Annotated in this window: 13 protein-coding genes; 6 read left to right on the forward strand and 7 right to left on the reverse strand. The window is 55.6% G+C overall.

Features of this window, described 5'->3' with window-relative positions:
- Positions 1–168: 168 nt before the first annotated feature.
- On the forward strand, positions 169–711 hold the full coding sequence (locus AWR26_RS08275) for a YfaZ family outer membrane protein (protein WP_064564891.1): 543 nt from the start codon (positions 169–171) through the stop codon (positions 709–711).
- A gap of 94 nt (positions 712–805) precedes the next feature.
- A complete protein-coding gene (locus AWR26_RS08280) occupies positions 806–2,002 on the forward strand; it encodes a nicotinamide mononucleotide deamidase-related protein YfaY (RefSeq protein ID WP_064564893.1) in 1,197 nt (398 codons plus the stop codon).
- 28 nt (positions 2,003–2,030) lie between these two features.
- On the opposite strand, the gene glpC is transcribed toward AWR26_RS08280, so the two are convergent.
- Genes glpC through glpA form a run of 3 tightly spaced genes read right to left on the reverse strand, consistent with a single transcriptional unit; the run spans position 2,031 to position 6,086 of the window.
- A complete protein-coding gene (gene glpC / locus AWR26_RS08285; RefSeq protein ID WP_064564895.1) occupies positions 2,031–3,221 on the reverse strand; it encodes an anaerobic glycerol-3-phosphate dehydrogenase subunit GlpC in 1,191 nt (396 codons plus the stop codon).
- Entirely contained in the window at positions 3,218–4,474 is a 1,257-nt protein-coding gene (gene glpB / locus AWR26_RS08290) for a glycerol-3-phosphate dehydrogenase subunit GlpB (protein WP_064564897.1), read from the reverse strand. The genes glpC and glpB overlap by 4 nt, the downstream gene beginning before the upstream one ends.
- The gene (gene glpA, locus AWR26_RS08295) at positions 4,464–6,086 is read right to left on the reverse strand and encodes an anaerobic glycerol-3-phosphate dehydrogenase subunit A (protein ID WP_064564899.1); all 1,623 of its coding nucleotides are present in this window, start codon (positions 6,084–6,086) and stop codon (positions 4,464–4,466) included. Before glpA ends, glpB begins: the two co-directional genes overlap by 11 nt.
- Before the next feature lie 273 nt (positions 6,087–6,359).
- Here glpA and glpT point away from each other — a divergent pair, with 273 nt between their 5' ends.
- Positions 6,360–7,712 carry a glycerol-3-phosphate transporter gene (gene glpT / locus AWR26_RS08300; RefSeq protein ID WP_064564903.1) on the forward strand — a complete coding sequence of 451 codons (1,353 nt, stop codon included), beginning with the start codon at positions 6,360–6,362 and terminating at the stop codon, positions 7,710–7,712.
- A 12-nt stretch (positions 7,713–7,724) separates the two neighbouring features.
- Positions 7,725–8,795, forward strand: a complete 1,071-nt coding sequence (glpQ, locus tag AWR26_RS08305; RefSeq protein WP_064564905.1) for a glycerophosphodiester phosphodiesterase — start codon at positions 7,725–7,727, stop codon at positions 8,793–8,795.
- 76 nt (positions 8,796–8,871) lie between these two features.
- Here the strand turns inward: glpQ and yfaE are convergent, their stop codons facing one another.
- The 4 genes from yfaE to ubiG all read right to left on the reverse strand — a co-directional run bounded on the left by yfaE (position 8,872) and on the right by ubiG (position 13,662).
- A complete protein-coding gene (gene yfaE, locus AWR26_RS08310) occupies positions 8,872–9,126 on the reverse strand; it encodes a class I ribonucleotide reductase maintenance protein YfaE (RefSeq protein ID WP_007371119.1) in 255 nt (84 codons plus the stop codon).
- Positions 9,126–10,256, reverse strand: a complete 1,131-nt coding sequence (nrdB, locus tag AWR26_RS08315; protein WP_064564907.1) for a class Ia ribonucleoside-diphosphate reductase subunit beta — start codon at positions 10,254–10,256, stop codon at positions 9,126–9,128. The genes yfaE and nrdB overlap by 1 nt, the downstream gene beginning before the upstream one ends.
- Before the next feature lie 50 nt (positions 10,257–10,306).
- Positions 10,307–12,592: a class 1a ribonucleoside-diphosphate reductase subunit alpha gene (gene nrdA / locus AWR26_RS08320; protein WP_064564909.1), complete on the reverse strand. Its 2,286-nt coding sequence runs from the start codon at positions 12,590–12,592 to the stop codon at positions 10,307–10,309.
- Between the two features lie 341 nt (positions 12,593–12,933).
- Complete coding sequence (ubiG, locus tag AWR26_RS08325; protein WP_043952924.1) at positions 12,934–13,662, reverse strand: bifunctional 2-polyprenyl-6-hydroxyphenol methylase/3-demethylubiquinol 3-O-methyltransferase UbiG; 729 nt, start codon at positions 13,660–13,662, stop codon at positions 12,934–12,936.
- 158 nt (positions 13,663–13,820) lie between these two features.
- Here ubiG and gyrA point away from each other — a divergent pair, with 158 nt between their 5' ends.
- Both gyrA and rcsC read left to right on the forward strand, forming a co-directional pair.
- Complete coding sequence (gene gyrA, locus AWR26_RS08330; RefSeq protein ID WP_043952925.1) at positions 13,821–16,457, forward strand: DNA topoisomerase (ATP-hydrolyzing) subunit A; 2,637 nt, start codon at positions 13,821–13,823, stop codon at positions 16,455–16,457.
- A gap of 115 nt (positions 16,458–16,572) precedes the next feature.
- Positions 16,573–19,419, forward strand: coding sequence for a two-component system sensor histidine kinase RcsC (gene rcsC, locus AWR26_RS08335; RefSeq protein ID WP_064564912.1), 2,847 nt, complete (start codon positions 16,573–16,575; stop codon positions 19,417–19,419).
- Positions 19,420–19,447 lie beyond the last annotated feature (28 nt).

The following is a 19,447-nucleotide window of genomic DNA, read 5'->3' on the forward strand; positions in this document are numbered from 1 at the left end:
AAAATCCGTGATGATAAGGAAAAGTCTGCGCAACGTTATCGCACACCGCGGCACAGAGAAAGTGCGCGGCCTGGCGCATCATCCCTTTTTTATCCATTATGCGAAAAGAAAAATAAGCATATAATCAGCAGCTTTGGGAAATTGGCTTGAAATGTGCGGATATCAAAAATGAAAAAAGTGGCTTTATTAGGGTTAGCCAGTCTGCTGCTGGCATCTGCCTGTGCGCAGGCTGTGAGTTTAAATGGTCAGGTTGGTAAAGATTACAGCAACCTGGGTTTCGGGTTTGGTACTGAAACCAGCGGTATTGCCGTAACCGGCAACTGGGCACACAGCGAAGATGATGGTGAAGTCGCTGGTCTGGGGCTGGGCTATAACCTTCCGCTGGGGCCGTTCCTGGCAACGGTCGGCGGTAAAGGCCTTTACATCAGCCCGGATTCCGGCAGCGACGGTTACGCCATCGCGGTCGGCGGCGGTCTGCAATGGAAAATCGCCAGCAGCTTCAGCCTGTTTGGCGAATATTACTACTCGCCGGATTCGCTCTCCAGCGGTGTGAAAGAGTACCAGGAAGCGAACGCCGGGGCACGTTACACCATTATGCGCCCGCTGACCGTTGAAGCCGGTTATCGCTATATCGATATGACCGGTAAAGAAGGTCATCGCGATAACGCCGTGGCCGATGGCCCGTATGTCGGCGTAAGCGCCAGCTTCTGATTCCTCCGGCGCGGCGTTCGTCCGCGCCAGTTTATTGCCTTTTTTATCCCGCACATGCGTTATAGTGTTTCAACCTCGATTGCTGGAGATAACAATGTTAAACGTGGAGATGCTGTCCACCGGCGATGAAGTGCTGCATGGTCAGATTGTAGATACCAACGCGGCATGGCTGGCGGACTTTTTCTTTAATCAGGGACTGCCGTTAACGCGCCGCAACACCGTCGGCGATAATCTCAATGATCTGGTTGCCATTCTGCGTGAACGCAGCGAACACGCGGATGTGCTGATTGTGAACGGCGGTCTTGGGCCAACCAGCGACGATCTGAGTGCGCTGGCGGCGGCGACGGCTAAAGGTGAAGAGCTGGTGCTGCACGAAGCCTGGCTGGCGCAAATGGAGCGTTTTTTCAGTGAACGCGGCCGCGTGATGGCGCCCAGCAACCGCAAACAGGCGGAAATCCCGGCCAGCGCGGAGCTGGTGGATAACCCGGTCGGCACCGCGTGCGGCTTTGCTGTTCAGCTCAACCGCTGTTTGATGTTCTTTACCCCCGGCGTGCCCTCTGAGTTCAGGGTGATGGTCGAGCACGAAATCCTGCCGCGTCTGCGCGCGCGTTTTACGCTGCCGGAGCCGCCGATTTGTCTGCGTCTGACCACCTTTGGCCGCTCGGAAAGCGATCTGGCGCAAAGCCTGGCGCACCTCGAATTACCTGAAGGCGTGGTGATGGGTTACCGCTCATCAATGCCGATTATTGAACTGAAACTGACCGGTCCGGCGGAGCACCGTGCGGCGATGGAAGCCGTATGGCCGCAAGTGAAACGTGTCGCCGGTGAGAGCCTGATTTTTGAAGGCACCGTCGGCTTACCGGCGCTGCTTGCCACGCGGTTGCGCGAGCGCCAGCTTAGCCTGACCCTGAGCGAACAGTTCACCGGTGGGCTGGTCGCGCTGCAACTTTCCCGGGTCGGTGCGCCGCTGTTAGCCAGCGAAGTGTTGCCGTCGCAGGCAGAAGCACTGGCGCAAAGTGCGCGCTGGACGACCGAACTGCGCAACCGGCATCTTGCCGGGCTGGCGCTGACCGTCACTGGCCTGGAAGAGGATCACCTCAATTTTGCGCTTGCCACGCCGGAAGGGACGCAGGCGCTGCGGGTGAAATTCAACACCAATCGCCACGATCTGGTCGTGCGTCAGGAAGTGTGCGCGATGATGGCGCTCAATATCCTGCGCCGCTGGCTGGAAGGTAAAGATCTGGCCAGCGATCACGGCTGGATCAATGTTGTCGAAACTCTGTCGGTGTAATCCCGAAAGCAAGGGTAACGGATTGCCGTTACCCTAATGCTTGCGCCAGCAGAGTGATGGGATGTTCGCAGCGCTTGCTGGTGGACATCTCAATCTGCCACTTACAGGTTTCGCAATCCGTCACCACCAGGTCGGCGCCGCTGGCCTCAATCTGGGCAAACAGCGGCGCGCCGATGGCCTGCGAAGTTGTGTAGTTCTCGCTTTTAAAACCGTACGTGCCAGCGATACCGCAGCAGCGGGAATCCAGCACCGTCAGTTCGAGCCCCGGAATGCGTCGTAGCAGCTCCAGCGTGTAGTGCGTCCAGCCCATTTTTTCCAGATGACACGGGGTATGATAGACCACCTTCAGCGGTGTCTCACGCAGCGTCAGCTTTTTCCCTTCATCCAGCATGCGCCAGATCCAGCGCGTCGCCAGATCGATATGCGAACGCACCTGGCTGTTATCCACATCCAGCAGATGCGGATACTCATCGCGCAGGGTGAAAGCGCAGGTAGAAGAGGTGGCGATCACCGGTAAGCCTTGCTGGCCAATGGCCTGCGTCAGCGATTGCACATTGAATTGCGCCTGTTTTTTCGCTTTTGCGAAGAAGCCATTGGCAATCAGCGGCACGCCGCAACACTTCTCCCGCTGTAATAACTGCACGCCAATCCCCATGTCGTTCAGCAGACGGATCAGATCTTTGCCTAACTGCGGATGGTTGTAATTGACATAGCAGCCGTGAAAAAACGCTACCTGTTGAGGAAATGCTCGCTGTTGTGCGGCGATGCTACGATACCAGCGGCGAAACGTGCCGTGAGAGTATTTCGGCAGCGTACGGTGGTGATCGATTTTCAGCGTTTTATCAAGCAACTGACGTACCGGCTTTAACGCCGTCGCGGTGTTGACGAGCGGAGCAACGGGCGTTGACAGCGAGCCCATTAAATCCGTATGGCTGAGGATGGCATTACGCAGCGAGAACGGTTTTGCCGCGTACTGGACGCGGGCACGCTGAATAATGTCGCCAATTTTCACCCCGGAAGGGCAGGCAGTTTCACAGCGTTTACAGTTGGTGCAATACTTCAGCGCATCGTCATACAGCGCGGCATCTTTCAGACGCAGCCGTTCGCCATCGGGACCGGCCTGTTTCGGACCGGGATAATTGGGGTTGACCCGGCTAACCGGGCATGCGGTGGTGCATGCGGTGCATTTAATGCAGCTTTCGAACTGTGTGCTGTTCATTGTTCGCCTCCTTGTGCAATGATCTGCTGCGCGGCATGCAGCGCCGTTACGGCGCAAACGCCGCCGCCGCATCCCTGAGCGACCGCATCGAACCCGCCCAGCACCGAACCAATAACATAAAGATTCTCCACGACAGTGCCCTGGCGCAGGCCGCGCAGTTGCGTGTCGGTCCGGACGCCGAATTGCTGCCATGGCTGGCTGTCAAACACATCGTCGCGATACCAGTCGCTGCGCTTGTCGCTCTGCATGACATCCAGATCAAAAACCGCCTCCCGCACGCGATCGCGCCCGGCGATCAGGCCATTGCTGAAGAAGCTGCCGCTGGCCAGCACGACGTGGCGCGCGCGCAGCGGAATGTCCTCGTGCTTACGGGTCCACAGCTGTGTGACATGGTGGTTGCTGATGTCGGCACGCAACACATCATCGCCCGGCATCCAGCTCCCGCCTTGTTGAATAAAACGCTGCTGCAATAATAGCTGCATGCGCATTCCCGGTACGGATGGCGGCAGCGTCGGCAGCAGGCGCAGCGGGCAGGCTAATTGTTTATTCAATTGGCTAAAGACGCGGTTGTCCGTCAGGCCGAAGCAGGCGGGCAGCCAGAGCATCCCGTATTGCTGGCTGAGCGGAAGCAGCGCGTCATACAGTTCGTTATAGTGCTCCGGCGCATCCAGCAGGCGGGCAATATTCACCGCGCGGAACTCGCTGGGGTTGTCGCGCAGCCTGTCCAGCGCTGGCAGTTCAATCTCTTCGGCATGGGCATCGATGCCGCGTTTACGCAGCGCGCCTGCGGCCAGTTGCGGCTGAAAATCAAGAAAGCCACTAATGCCGACCACCGCAGTTCGCTGTTGCGCCTCTGTTTTGCGTGGTACTTCCTGCGGGCTAAGCCAGGCGCGGCGAAACGTGCCCAGCGGCGTCACGCGGTGATGCGGCGTATCAATCTCTCCCTGCAACGCCAGATTACAGTCGGCGAGCAGGGTTTGCGCCTGCTGCGCGTAGTGACGCACCGCTTTCGCGCCCAGCAGCGCGTAAGGATGCGCGCCATAGTGTTGCTCAAGCACAGCAATGGCGCTGTTGATGTCGGTAACCGGTTGTCCGTCCGGCAGAAAAGAGAGCAGATCCAGCGAGCCGGAAGAGAAACTTAGCGCACTCTGGCCCCGGCTGATAATCGCGCAGCGCTGCCCGCTTTCGCTCAGGCGAATTCCGCACAGCAGTCCTGCCAGACCGCCGCCGATGATGACCGTATCAAATCTCATCTTCTGCCTCCTTTTCCAGACCACATAATCCCTGGTAAACCCAACGAGTGAACTCGCTTTCGCGCAGGGCATCGCCCCAGGCCACCGGCTTCACGCCTTTCCAGCGTTCATTAAGGAAATCACGCAACTGGCTGAGCGATTCGGTTTCGCTGGTAATATGCAGACGGTTTAACAGCCCGGCGGCACGACAGGCGCACAATTCCCCCTGGCAGGTGCCCATGCCGACGCGCGTGCGGCGGCGCAAATCGAGCAGCGAATGGACATTCAGGTTTTCCACCGCGTACTGCACTTCGCCCGCGGTCACGGCTTCACATTCGCAGACCAGGCTGCGGTTGTGGCGATCGCTGCCAAGCCAGTTGGGTGTACGATCGCCGTGACGATAAACCGCAGAACCGCGCAGCGGCGTTGGCAGTGAGATGATTTTTTTCAGCGTCTGCTCGGTTGATTCCCGTGATCCAGGCAGCGGTGTGGACGCAGTGGTGCAGGCCGCGCTGTGATTCAGTTTTTGGCAGACCGCGTCCGTTGCCCATTCGGCCATCAGGCGGTAGGTCATCAGTTTGCCGCCAGTAATGGTGATAAACCCATCAAGTCCGTCGCGCTGCGCGTGATCCAGCAGCACAATGCCGCGGCTGACATTGCGACCGCTCGGATCGTCATCGCTGGCTACCAACGGACGTACGCCCGCATAGGCGCGCAGAATGCGCGTTTGCGCCATTACCGGCGCCAGTTTTTCCCCTTCGCGCAGCAGGATATCCACCTCTTCCGGCGTCACGCGGACGTTATCGATATCGGCGTAATCAATGTGCGTAGAGGTGGTGCCGATCAGCGAAATGGTGTCGCCAGGCACCAGAATATCGGCATCGGCGGGTTTGCGGCAACGGTTAATGACCCGCTGATTGATGCGGTGATCGAGAATTAACAGCGCGCCTTTGGCCGGGAACATGCGAATGCGCAGCTCGGCATATTCCGCGATGCGCTGGCCCCAGATCCCGGCAGCGTTCACCACCACCGGCGCGTAAAGTTGCAGATTTTCGCCGCTGGCAGGATGCCAGAGATTCACGCCGCTCACGCGATCGCCATGGCGAATCAACCCGCATACTTCGTGACCGGTGAGGATTTTTGCGCCGTGTTCACGCGCATCCAGCATATTGCTGGCGGTCAGGCGGAAAGGATCCACCGTTCCATCCGGCACGCGTACAGCGCCGAGCAGCGTTGGATTAACGCTCGGTTCTAATCGCAGCGCTTCCTGCGGCGAGATCGCCTGCGCCGGAATGCCTGCCTGCTGGCAGCAATCGATAAACTGGCTTTGATAGACCAAATCATCTTCCGGCAGCGTAATGAACAGACCATCGGTGGGTTCAACGCAGTGGCGGGCAATGCGTTTGAGGATTTGGTTTTCTGCAATACATTCGCGTGCAGATTCATTATCGGTGACCGCATAGCGCGCCCCGCTGTGCAGCAGGCCGTGGTTGCGGCCGGTTGCGCCGGTGGCGATATCGTGACGTTCGATCAGCACCGCGCGCAATCCGCGCAGAGCGCAGTCACGGGCTATCCCGGCACCGGTGGCTCCGCCGCCAATAATAATCACATCGTAATCAGGAGAGTTATGCATCTTCGCGTCCCTGTGGCCGACTTTCAGATGCAACCATTTAGCCACACTATGGGTGTGGTTTGTTTGATATCGCGCATATTCGAGCAAATAACGAAAGTCGAACGCGCTTTCATGCGTGAAATTAGACTCTTGTCATATTTCTGTAACATTTATTGCGACAACCCGTTCTCTCTACGTAAAACTTTCTCTACAATCCGCCGCGAATAACTTTCGTAATGTTCGTTTTCACTCATTCTTGCCCGAAATGAGTCTTACCGCGCCACGGAGGCCGCTATGTTGAATATTTTTAAACCTGCCCCCCATCTTTCGCGTCTGCCGGACGCGCAAATCGACCCGCTTTATCGGCGGCTGCGCTGGCAAATTTTCCTCGGCATTTTTTTTGGTTACGCTGCCTATTATCTGGTGCGTAAAAATTTTGCCCTGGCCATGCCGTACCTCGTTGAACAAGGGTTCTCCCGTGGCGATCTGGGGTTTGCGCTGTCGGGCATCTCGATTGCCTACGGCTTTTCGAAATTCATCATGGGCTCGGTATCGGATCGTTCGAATCCGCGCGTGTTTCTGCCTGCCGGGCTGATCCTGGCTGCTGCCGTGATGCTGTTTATGGGCTTTGTGCCCTGGGCCACTTCCAGCATTATGATCATGTTTGTGCTGCTCTTTTTATGCGGCTGGTTCCAGGGGATGGGGTGGCCGCCGTGCGGACGTACGATGGTGCACTGGTGGTCGCAGAAGGAACGCGGCGGCGTTGTTTCTGTGTGGAACTGCGCGCATAACGTTGGCGGCGGCATTCCGCCACTGCTGTTTTTGTTGGGGATGGCCTGGTTTAACGACTGGCATGCCGCGCTGTATATGCCAGCCTTTGGCGCGATTCTGGTGGCGATTATCGCCTTTGCTCTGATGCGTGATACGCCGCAATCCTGCGGTTTGCCGCCGATCGAAGAGTATAAAAACGATTACCCGGATGATTACAGCGACAAGCACGAAGAAGAGCTGTCGGCGAAGCAGATTTTTATGCAGTACATCCTGCCGAACAAGCTGTTGTGGTACATCGCCGTGGCGAACGTGTTCGTTTACCTGCTGCGTTACGGCATTCTCGATTGGTCGCCAACTTACCTGAAAGAAGTGAAGCACTTCGCGCTGGATAAATCCTCGTGGGCCTATTTTCTCTATGAGTATGCGGGTATTCCCGGCACGCTGCTCTGCGGCTGGATGTCGGACAAAGTGTTCCGTGGCAATCGCGGCGCGACCGGCGTGTTCTTTATGACGCTGGTGACGATCGCGACTATTGTTTACTGGCTGAACCCGGCGGGCAATCCGACGGTAGATATGGTCTGTATGATCGTCATTGGCTTCCTGATTTATGGCCCGGTAATGCTGATTGGTCTGCATGCGCTGGAGTTGGCACCGAAAAAAGCAGCGGGTACGGCAGCCGGCTTTACCGGGTTGTTTGGCTATCTCGGCGGTTCTGTCGCCGCCAGCGCCATTGTCGGTTATACCGTTGACTTCTTCGGCTGGGATGGCGGTTTTATGGTGATGATCGGCGGCAGCATTCTCGCCGTTTTGTTGCTGATTATCGTGATGCTGGGCGAAAAACGTCACCATGCTGAGATACTGGCGCGCCGCCAGTAAAAGGGAGTGCAGATGAAAACCACCTTTACCCGTATCACAACCGGCCTGTTACTGGCCGGTTTATTTGCCAGCCAGGCGCTGGCGGCGGAGAAAATCGTGATTGCCCATCGCGGCGCAAGCGGCTATCTGCCGGAGCACACATTACCGGCGAAAGCGATGGCCTATGCGCAGGGCGCCGATTATCTCGAGCAGGATCTGGTGATGACCAAAGACGACCAGCTGGTTGTCCTCCACGATCACTATCTGGATCGCGTGACCGATGTGGCGGAGCGTTTTCCGCAGCGCGCCCGTAAAGATGGCCGCTTTTACGCCATCGACTTTACGCTCGACGAAATACGCTCTTTGAAGTTTACCGAAGGCTTTGATGTGGAAAACGGCAAGAAAGTGCAGCTCTTTCCGGGACGCTTCCCGATGGGCAAATCGGAATTCCGCATCCATACCTTTGCCGAAGAGATTGAGTTTGTGCAGGGGTTAAACCACTCCACCGGCAAAAATATCGGTATCTACCCGGAAATCAAAGCACCGTGGTTCCACCATCAGGAAGGCAAAGATATTGCGGCGAAGACGCTGGAAGTACTGAAAAAGTACGGTTACACCAGCAAAAAAGACAAAGTCTACCTGCAATGTTTTGATGCCGACGAGCTGAAGCGCATTAAACATGAGCTGGAGCCGAAGATGGGGATGGATCTCAATCTGGTGCAACTGATTGCTTACACTAAATGGCACGAAACCCAGCAAAAACAGCCGGATGGTAAATGGGTGAATTACAACTATGATTGGATGCTGCAACCTGGCGCGATGCGGCAGATTGCGCAGTATGCCGACGGGATTGGCCCGGATTACCATATGCTGGTGGCTGAGGGTTCCACACCAGGCAACGTGAAGCTAACACAGATGGTCAAAGAGGCGCATGAACACCATTTGCAGGTGCATCCGTTTACCGTACGTGCCGATCAGCTTCCGCCGTATGTCAGTGATGTCAATCAACTGTATGAAGTGCTGTACCGGCAGGCGGATGTCGATGGCTTGTTTACTGACTTCCCGGATAAAGCGGTGCAGTTTTTAAAAGATAAGCCGCAGTAGGAAAAGCGGCTTCGCCAGATGGCGCTGCCGTTTCTCAGGCAATGCCGTCAACAAAAAAGGGCCGTATGGCCCTTTTTTACATCTCAATCTCAATATCGCCTTTCGCCCGGCAGCAGCAGGGCAAAATTTCCCCTTCGTTAACGAAGGCCAGCGGCTCGGCAATCCAGTCAACCTGGCCTGCGACCAGACGGCAGCGGCAGGAACCGCAGTAGCCTGCGCGACACTGGTACTCAACTTCCACCTGCTGTGACTCAAGCGCCACCAGCAGGGAAGGGTGCTCATCCCGGCACAGCACCTCGGTGCCGGAAAGGCGCAGCGTTACGCGGCTCATCAGAGCTGGAAGCTGCTCAGATCGTCGGTATCGACTTCAGAATCGATCTGACCGACCAGGTAGGAGCTGACTTCCACTTCCTGCGGTGCCACCTGCACGTTATCGGAAACCAGCCAGGTGTTGATCCACGGAATCGGATTTGAACGTGTCTGGAACGGCAGATCGAGGCCAACCGCCTGCATGCGGATGTTGGTGATGTACTCGACGTACTGGCAGAGAATGTCTTTGTTCAGGCCGATCATCGAACCGCCCTGGAACAGATATTCCGCCCACTCTTTTTCCTGCAATGCCGCCTGCACGAACAGGTCGTAGCACGCCTGTTTGCACTCTTCGGCAATCTCCGCCATTTCCGGATCGTCAGCGCCAGAACGCAGCAGGTTCAGCATATGCTGAGTGCCGGTCAGGTGCAGCGCTTCATCGCGGGCAATCAGGCGGATGATTTTGGCATTGCCTTCCATCAATTCGCGCTCGGCAAAGGCAAAGGAGCAGGCGAAGCTGACATAGAAGCGAATCGCTTCCAGCGCATTTACGCTCATCAGGCACAGGTAGAGTTTCTTTTTCAGCTCGCGCAGGTTCACGGTAACGGTTTTGCCGTTCACGGTGTGTGTGCCTTCGCCCAGTAGATGCCAGTAGCTGGTCATCTCAATCAGGTCATCATAGAAATGCGAGATGCCTTCCGCACGCTTGAGGATCTGCTCGTTGGTGACGATATCGTCAAACACCACCGCCGGATCGTTAACGATGTTACGGATGATGTGGGTGTAAGAGCGCGAGTGGATGGTTTCGGAAAACGCCCACGTCTCGACCCAGGTTTCCAGCTCCGGAATGGAGATCAGCGGCAGCAGCGCGACGTTCGGGCTGCGGCCCTGGATGGAATCCAGCAGCGTCTGGTATTTCAGATTGCTGATAAAAATATGTTTTTCGTGTTCCGGCAGCGCCTGGAAATCGATACGGTCGCGGGAAACATCCACTTCTTCCGGACGCCAGAAGAAGGAGAGTTGTTTTTCAATCAGCTTTTCAAAGATGTCATATTTTTGCTGATCGTAGCGCGCCACGTTAACCGGCTGGCCAAAGAACATCGGCTCCAGTAGCTGATTGTTTTTCGTCTGTGAAAAAGTGGTGTAAGCCATGAAAGTGTCCTGTCTTGCGAAATAAAAGGGCGGGTTTCCCCGCCCCTTCGTTAGATCTTACATGCGCCGCTTTCGCAGCCATCGTCCTGGATGGAAGGCACCAGGTCATCCTGGGCATCTTCCGCTCCATCGCGGGTGTTCTGATAGTACAGCGTTTTCACACCAAATTTGTACGCGGTGAGCAAGTCTTTCAGTAATTGCTGCATCGGCACTTTGCCCGACGGGAAACGGCTCGGATCGTAGTTGGTGTTCGCCGAAATCGACTGATCGATAAACTTCTGCATAATGCCGACCAGTTGCAGGTAGCCGTCATTGTTCGGCATTTCCCACAGCAGCTCGTAAGCGGTGCTCAGTTTTTCGTAGTCCGGCACTACCTGGCGCAGAATACCATCTTTCGACGCTTTGATGCTCACGTGGCCGCGCGGCGGTTCGATACCGTTGGTGGCGTTGGAGATCTGCGATGACGTTTCAGACGGCATCAGCGCGGAGAGCGTGGAGTTACGCAGACCGTGCGTTTTGATGGATTCGCGAAGTGCTTCCCAGTCGTAATGCAGCGGCTCGTTGGTAATTCCGTCGAGATCTTTCTTGTAGGTGTCGATCGGCAAAATACCCTGCGAATAGGTGGTTTCGTTGAACCACGGGCATGCGCCTTGCTCTTTCGCCAGCTCGTTAGAGGCTTTCAGCAGCCAGTACTGAATGGCTTCGAAGGTCTGATGCGTCAGGTTATTGGCGCTGCCGTCGGAGTAACGCTTGCCGTTCTTCGCCAGCCAGTAAGCAAAGTTGATCACACCGATACCCAGCGTACGACGGCCCATGGCGCCACGTTTTGCAGCCGGGATTGGGTAATCCTGGTAATCCAGCAGCGCGTCGAGAGCACGCACCGCAAGCGTTGCCAGCTCTTCCAGCTCGTCGAGGTTTTTGATAGCGCCGAGGTTGAAAGCAGACAGCGTACAAAGGGCGATTTCACCGTTGTCGTCGTTAACGTCATCCAGCGGCTTGGTCGGCAGCGCGATTTCCAGGCACAGGTTGGATTGACGTACCGGCGCGACCTGCGGGTCGAACGGGCTGTGCGTGTTGCAGTGGTCAACGTTCTGGATGTAGATACGGCCCGTTGAAGCACGTTCCTGCATCATCAGCGAGAACAGCTCAACCGCTTTGATGCGCTGCTTACGGATGCTGTCGTCTTTCTCATATTGCGTGTACAGACGCTCGAACTCGTCCTGATCGGCGAAGAACGCGTCGTACAAACCCGGGACGTCGGACGGGCTGAACAGGGTGATCTCTTCACCTTTCAGCAGACGGGTGTACATCAGTTTGTTGATCTGTACGCCGTAGTCCATGTGACGCACGCGGTTACCTTCCACGCCGCGGTTGTTTTTCAGTACCAGCAGGCTTTCTACTTCCAGGTGCCACATCGGGTAGAACAGGGTAGCCGCGCCACCGCGTACGCCGCCCTGCGAGCAGGATTTCACCGCCGTCTGGAAATGTTTGTAGAACGGAATACAGCCGGTGTGGAACGCTTCACCGCCACGGATCGGGCTGCCCAGCGCACGGATGCGACCGGCGTTGATGCCGATACCGGCACGCTGGGAAACGTATTTCACAATCGCGCTGGAAGTGGCGTTGATGGAATCCAGGCTGTCGCCGCACTCAATCAGTACGCAAGAGCTGAACTGACGCGTCGGGGTGCGCACGCCGGACATGATCGGTGTCGGCAGCGAAATTTTGAACGTGGATACCGCATCATAAAAACGCTTCACGTAATCCAGACGCGTTTCACGCGGGTAGTTCGAGAACAGGCAGGCAGCAACCAGAATATAGAGGAACTGCGCGCTCTCGTAGATTTCGCCGGTCACGCGGTTCTGTACCAGGTATTTCCCTTCCAGCTGCTTCACGGCGGCGTAGGAGAAGTTCATATCACGCCAGTGATCGATAAAACCGTCCATCTGCTTGAACTCTTCTTCCGTGTAGTCTTCCAGCAGATGATGATCGTATTTGCCCAGTTCGATCATTTTTTTCACGTGGTCGTACAGCGCTGGCGGTTCAAACTGACCGTAAGCTTTTTTACGCAGGTGGAAAATCGCCAGACGCGCGGCCAGGTACTGGTAGTCCGGCGCATCGCGGGAGATTAAATCCGCTGCGGCCTTAATGATGGTCTCGTGGATGTCGGAGGTTTTGATCCCGTCGTAAAACTGAATGTGTGAACGCAGTTCAACCTGAGAGATAGAGACGTTACTCAGCCCCTCTGCCGCCCAATCCAGCACTCGATGGATTTTGTCGAGATTGATGCGCTCAGTGCCACCATCACGTTTTGTCACCAGCAGACTCTGATTCATGTGATTACCTGTCCGTGAAATAAAAGTATCCCCCAATTATCCACAGTTCGTCGCTGTGACTAACTCTGTGGATAAATACTATATGTAGGGGGTTTGCGATAAGGAAAACGCTATATGGTGATTATTCTAGTAAGGATTCTTTTCAGTACAAGAGTTGATTTTGAGGTTAAATTGAGGTTGCGAAAGCGTAATAAAGGCGAAGTCCTCATGCTGTAAGGCCTGGCGGGGATGTCAACGTTTTGCAAAAAAAAATGAATTTTTGATCGAGTGCTGATTTCTTCATCGGGAAAGGCAAATGCGCAGCTTGATACTGCGCAATATTTATAACTTTAACTGATGGCTTAGTCGTTTTTTGCTGTTGTGTGTAACATATAATTAACATCAACACCCGGACCTAAGCTAAATTTATTCAGCAGCGGATTATAATGCAGCCCGGTGATATGACGTTCCTGAAGCACCGTCTCATCGATCCAGGTTAATAGTTCAGCAGGTTTAATAAATTTCTTCACATCATGCGTGCCTTTCGGCACCATGCGCAGCACATATTCTGCGCCGACGACGGCCATCAGCCAGGATTTGCCATTGCGGTTAATTGTCGAGAAGAAGACATGGCCGCCCGGTTTAACCAGCTGCGCACAGGCTTTTACCACCGATTGCGGATCGGGGACGTGCTCCAGCATCTCCATGCAGGTCACTACGTCGTACTGCTGTGCGTGTTTCGCGGCATGTTCTTCGACGGTTTCCTGAACATAATCGACCTGCACGCCGGATTCCAGCGCATGCAGACGCGCGACCTGCAGCGGTTCAAAGCCCATATCCAGACCAGTCACGGTTGCGCCTTCCTGCGCCATGCTTTCCGCCAGGATACCGCCGCCGCAGCCGACATCAAGCACCTTTTTACCGAACAGACCGCCGGCATGTTCGCCAATGTAACCCAGACGCAGCGGGTTAATACGGTGCAGGGGTTTAAACTCACCCTCTTTATCCCACCAGCGTGAAGCGACAGCTTCAAATTTGGCGATTTCAGCGTGGTCAACATTCTGAGCGGCCGGTGTTTTTTCGGCATTCATGGGCGCATTTACTCCTCTCTCAATAAGACGTGTGAGTATATCAGGCCGACGGGATGAATAAACCTTTGTGCGGGAGTTATAGATTTACCTGTATCACAGCGGTTGTGTTATAATTTGCGACCTTTGAATCCGGGATACAGTAGAGGGATAGCGGTTAGATGAGCGACCTTGCGAGAGAAATTACACCGGTTAACATCGAGGAAGAGCTGAAAAGCTCCTATCTGGACTATGCGATGTCGGTCATTGTTGGCCGTGCGCTGCCGGATGTCCGAGATGGCCTGAAACCGGTTCACCGTCGCGTACTTTACGCCATGAACGTATTGGGCAATGACTGGAATAAAGCCTACAAAAAATCTGCCCGTGTCGTTGGTGACGTAATCGGTAAGTACCATCCCCATGGTGATTCCGCGGTGTATGACACCATTGTCCGTATGGCGCAGCCGTTCTCGCTGCGTTACATGCTGGTTGATGGGCAGGGCAACTTCGGCTCCATCGATGGCGACTCCGCGGCGGCGATGCGTTATACGGAAATTCGCCTGGCGAAGATCGCCCATGAATTGATGGCCGATCTGGAAAAAGAGACGGTTGACTACGTCGATAACTACGACGGCACCGAAAGAATCCCAGATGTAATGCCCACCAAGATCCCGAACCTGCTGGTGAACGGCTCTTCCGGGATCGCGGTCGGTATGGCAACCAACATTCCGCCACACAACCTGACGGAAGTGATCAACGGTTGCCTGGCCTATATCGACAATGAAGACATCAGCGTTGAAGGGCTGATGGAACACATTCCGGGGCCGGATTTTCCGACTGCCGCCATCATTAACGGTCGCCGTGGGATTGAAGAAGCCTACCGCACCGGGCGTGGCAAGATCTACATTCGCGCCCGCGCAGAGGTAGAAACCGATGCGAAAAGCGGCCGTGAAACCATTATCGTGCATGAAATTCCGTATCAGGTGAACAAAGCGCGTCTGATCGAGAAGATTGCCGAACTGGTGAAAGACAAACGCGTTGAAGGCATCAGCGCGCTGCGCGACGAGTCTGATAAAGACGGTATGCGCATCGTAATTGAAGTGAAACGCGATGCCGTGGGCGAAGTGGTGCTGAATAACCTCTACTCCCAGACGCAATTGCAGGTCTCCTTCGGTATCAACATGGTAGCGTTGCACCATGGCCAGCCGAAGATCATGACGCTGAAAGAGATTCTGGCCGCGTTCGTGCGTCACCGCCGTGAAGTGGTGACCCGTCGTACCATTTTCGAACTGCGTAAAGCCCGTGACCGTGCTCATATCCTTGAAGCGCTGGCCGTGGCGCTGGCGAACATCGATCCGATCATCGAACTGATCCGTCGTGCGCCGACGCCGGCCGAAGCGAAAGCGGGCCTGATCGCGCAGCCGTGGGATCTGGGCAATGTCTCCTCGATGCTGGAACGTGCGGGCGATGACGCTGCGCGTCCGGAGTGGCTGGAGCCGGAGTTCGGTATCCGCGACGGTAAGTACTACCTGACCGAGCAACAGGCACAGGCGATTCTGGATCTGCGTTTGCAGAAACTGACTGGCCTTGAGCACGAAAAACTGCTCGACGAGTACAAAGAGCTGCTGGAGCAGATCGCTGAACTGCTGCACATCCTTGGCAGCGCTGAGCGCCTGATGGAAGTGATTCGTGAAGAGCTTGAACTGATTCGCGAACAGTTCGGTGACGAGCGTCGTACCGAAATTACCGCCAACACCGCCGATATTAATATCGAAGACCTGATCAATCAGGAAGATGTTGTGGTTACGCTGTCGCATCAGGGCTATGTGAAATATCAGCCGCTGACCGACTACGAAGCCCAGCGCCGTGGCGGTAAAGGTAAATCGGCTGCGCGTATTAAAGAAGAAGACTTTATCGACCGCCTGCTGGTGGCCAACACCCACGATACGATCCTCTGCTTCTCCAGCCGTGGCCGTCTCTACTGGATGAAGGTTTACCAGCTACCGGAAGCGAGCCGTGGCGCGCGTGGTCGTCCGATCGTCAACCTGTTGCCGCTGGAGCAGGACGAACGTATCACGGCGATCCTGCCGGTACGCGAATACGAAGAGGGCGTTAACGTCTTTATGGCGACCGCCAGCGGTACCGTGAAGAAAACCGCGCTTACCGAATTCAGCCGTCCGCGTTCTGCCGGGATCATTGCCGTTAACCTGAACGAAGGCGACGAACTGATTGGCGTCGATCTGACCTCCGGGAACGACGAAGTGATGCTGTTCTCTGCCGCCGGTAAAGTGGTGCGCTTTAAAGAGGGTGCGGTGCGCGCGATGGGGCGTACGGCGACCGGTGTACGCGGCATCAAGTTGGCGGAAAAAGACAGCGTGGTATCGCTGATTGTTCCGCGTGGCGAAGGCGCCATCCTGACGGTCACGCAGAACGGTTACGGTAAACGTACTGCTGAAACCGAGTACCCGACCAAATCTCGTGGTACGCAGGGCGTTATCTCCATCAAGGTCACCGAACGTAATGGTTCCGTGGTCGGTGCGGTGCAGGTAGACGATTGCGATCAGATCATGATGATCACCGATGCCGGTACGCTGGTGCGTACTCGCGTGTCGGAAATCAGCGTGGTGGGCCGTAATACCCAGGGCGTGATCCTCATCCGTACCGCGGAAGATGAAAACGTTGTGGGTCTGCAACGCGTCGCCGAACCGGTGGATGACGAAGAGCTGGACTCCATCGACGGCAGCGTGGCGGAAGGTGACGAAGATATCGCGCCGGAAGTTGACACTGACGACGATACGGCGGATGACGCCGACGAGTAATGCGTCACAGAGGGCCGGTTTTCCGGCCCTTTTTCATTGCCATTGCGGCATTCGCGATTTCTCGCTACCTTAACGACACTCTTTTTTAACTTCCTTGTGGCGGAGTTTCCCCAGGTTGAAATACCTCGTCTCTTTTCGCAGCACCCTGAAAGTTTCCCGCTATTTATTCAGAGCGCTGGCGCTATTGCTGTGGCTGTTAATTGCCTTTTTTTCAGTGTTTTACATCGTCAATGCGTTGCACGACAAAGAGTCAGAAATTCGCCAGGAATTCAACCTCAGTTCCGACCAGGCGCAGCGTTACATTCAGCGCACCTCGGATGTGATGAAAGAGCTGAAGTATATTGCTGAAAACCGTCTGACGGCGGAAAACGGCATCCTCACCTCGCGCAGCCGCGATGATAAAACCGATGTGCCGGTGTTTTTACCGCTGTTCCCCGATTCTGACTGCTCTGCGATGAGTAGCTCGTGGCGCGGTTCGCTGGAGTCGCTGGCGTGGTTTATGCGCTACTGGCGCGACAATTTTTCAGCCGCTTACGATCTCAACCGCGTATTTCTGATTGGCAGCGACAACCTGTGTATGGCGGATTTCGGCCTGCGCGACCTGCCGGTCGAGCGTGACGATACCTTAAAAAGCTTGCATGAGCGGATTGTAAAATATCGCAATGCGCCGCAGGACGAGCGTAGCAATAATCTCTACTGGATGAGCCAGGGGCCGCGCCCGGGAATCGGTTACTTTTACGCGCTGACGCCGGTTTATCTCGGCAATCGTCTCCAGGCGTTGCTGGGCACCGAGCAGTCGATCCGCATGGAGAATTTCTTTACCCCGGGCAGCCTGCCGATGGGCGTCACCATTCTGGATGAAAGCGGACACTCGCTGATTTCGCTGACCGGCCAGGAGAGCGGCATTGTTGCCGATCCGCGCTGGATGCAGGAACGTTCGTGGTTCGGCTATACCTCCGGTTTCCGTGAGCTGATCCTGAAAAAGAGCTTACCGCCATCCTCATTGAGCGTGGTCTATTCCGTTCCTGTCGATATGGTACTGGAACGCATCCGCATGCTGATCCTCAATGCCGTGCTCCTGAACGTGCTGGTTGGCGTGGCGCTGTTTACCCTGGCGCGCATGTATGAGCGACGCATCTTTATTCCGGCGGAAAATGATGCGCAGCGGCTGGAAGAGCATGAACAGTTCAACCGTAAAATCGTCGCTTCTGCGCCGGTGGGGATCTGTATTCTGCGCACCCAGGACGGGACGAATATTCTCAGTAACGAACTGGCGCATAATTACCTGAACATGCTCACGCATGAAGATCGGCAGCGGTTGACGCAGATCATCTGCGGGCAGCAGGTTAATTTTGTTGATGTGTTGACCAGCAACAACACGAATCTGCAAATCAGCTTTGTTCATTCGCGCTATCGCAATGAAAACGTGGCGATTTGTGTGCTGGTGGATGTCTCCGCGCGCGTCAAAATGGAAGAGTCATTGCAGGAAATGGCGCAGGCGGCAGAACAGGCCAGCCAGTCGAAATCCATGTTCCTGGCGACCGTCAGCCATGAGTTGCGTACGCCGCTATACGGCATTATCGGTAACCTCGATCTGCTGCAAACCAAAGAGCTGCCGAAGGGCGTCGACCGCCTGGTGACGGCAATGAATAACTCTTCCAGCCTGCTGCTGAAAATTATCAGCGATATTCTCGACTTCTCGAAAATTGAGTCTGAACAGTTAAAAATCGAGCCGCGGGAGTTTTCCCCGCGCGAGGTGATGAGCCATATCACCGCCAACTATCTGCCGCTGGTGGTGCGTAAACAACTGGGGCTGTACTGCTTTATCGAGCCGGATGTGCCAGTGGTTCTCAACGGCGATCCGATGCGTTTGCAGCAGGTGATCTCAAACCTGCTGAGCAATGCGATTAAGTTCACCGACATCGGTTGTATCGTGCTGCATGTACAGCGTGATGCGGATTATCTCAGCATACGCGTGCGCGATACCGGTGTGGGGATCCCCGGTAAAGAAGTGGTGCGGTTGTTTGATCCTTTCTTCCAGGTCGGAACCGGGGTGCAGCGCAATTTCCAGGGCACAGGCCTGGGGCTGGCGATTTGCGAGAAGCTGATTAGCATGATGGACGGCGATATCGCGGTGGATACTGAACCGGGTATGGGCAGCCAGTTCACCATTCGAATTCCGCTTTACAGTGCGGTCGCGCCGGTGCGCGCGGATGTCGATGGGCTGGCGGAGACCTGCTGCTGGCTGGCGGTGCGAAACGCCTCGTTGTCGGCCTATTTGCAGAACTTGCTGAGCTGGAATGGCATCCACACGAAGCAGTACGACGGGCGAGAGCTCGGCCTTCAGGATACGTTGATTACCGACGATGATCTGGAACATCCTTCGGGCGCGCGGGCGGTGATTGTTTTCTGCCGTCGCCATATCGGTATTCCAGTTGAACGTGCGCCGGGCGAATGGTTACACAGCGTCGCCGCGCCGCATGATTTGCTGGCGTTGCTGGGACGCATTTATCGCGTACAGGTGGTGGAACCGCAGGTGACCGCGACGCAGGCCATAGAGGACAATGAGGTATCGCGCAACGACGATATGATGATCCTGGTGGTTGACGATCATCCGATTAACCGGCGTTTACTTGCCGATCAGCTGGGATCGCTGGGCTATCAATGCAAAACAGCCAACGATGGGGTGGATGCATTGAACGTGTTAAGCAAGAACCACATTGATATCGTGCTCAGCGACGTCAATATGCCGAATATGGACGGTTATCGTCTGACGCAGCGGATCCGCCAACTGGGCCTGACGTTGCCGGTGATTGGCGTAACGGCTAACGCACTGGCGGAAGAAAAACAGCGCTGCCTTGAATCCGGTATGGATAGCTGCCTGTCGAAACCGGTGACGCTGGATGTGCTGAAGCAAACGCTGGCAGCTTATGTGGCGCGGGTCAGAAACCGCAGGGGATAAAAAAGAACCCCGGCGAAAGCCGGGGTTG

It is taken from the genome of Kosakonia oryzae (assembly GCF_001658025.2).
In the GTDB taxonomy this organism is placed as follows: Bacteria; Pseudomonadota; Gammaproteobacteria; order Enterobacterales; family Enterobacteriaceae; genus Kosakonia; species Kosakonia oryzae.

Coding starts and splice junctions, on each gene's coding strand:
- AWR26_RS08275 (WP_064564891.1), top strand. CDS start 169: ATGAAAAAAGTGGCTTTATTAGGGTTAGCCAGTCTGCTGCTGGCATCT.
- AWR26_RS08280 (WP_064564893.1), top strand. CDS start 806: ATGTTAAACGTGGAGATGCTGTCCACCGGCGATGAAGTGCTGCATGGT.
- glpC (WP_064564895.1), bottom strand. CDS start 3,221: ATGAACAGCACACAGTTCGAAAGCTGCATTAAATGCACCGCATGCACC.
- glpB (WP_064564897.1), bottom strand. CDS start 4,474: ATGAGATTTGATACGGTCATCATCGGCGGCGGTCTGGCAGGACTGCTG.
- glpA (WP_064564899.1), bottom strand. CDS start 6,086: ATGCATAACTCTCCTGATTACGATGTGATTATTATTGGCGGCGGAGCC.
- glpT (WP_064564903.1), top strand. CDS start 6,360: ATGTTGAATATTTTTAAACCTGCCCCCCATCTTTCGCGTCTGCCGGAC.
- glpQ (WP_064564905.1), top strand. CDS start 7,725: ATGAAAACCACCTTTACCCGTATCACAACCGGCCTGTTACTGGCCGGT.
- yfaE (WP_007371119.1), bottom strand. CDS start 9,126: ATGAGCCGCGTAACGCTGCGCCTTTCCGGCACCGAGGTGCTGTGCCGG.
- nrdB (WP_064564907.1), bottom strand. CDS start 10,256: ATGGCTTACACCACTTTTTCACAGACGAAAAACAATCAGCTACTGGAG.
- nrdA (WP_064564909.1), bottom strand. CDS start 12,592: ATGAATCAGAGTCTGCTGGTGACAAAACGTGATGGTGGCACTGAGCGC.
- ubiG (WP_043952924.1), bottom strand. CDS start 13,662: ATGAATGCCGAAAAAACACCGGCCGCTCAGAATGTTGACCACGCTGAA.
- gyrA (WP_043952925.1), top strand. CDS start 13,821: ATGAGCGACCTTGCGAGAGAAATTACACCGGTTAACATCGAGGAAGAG.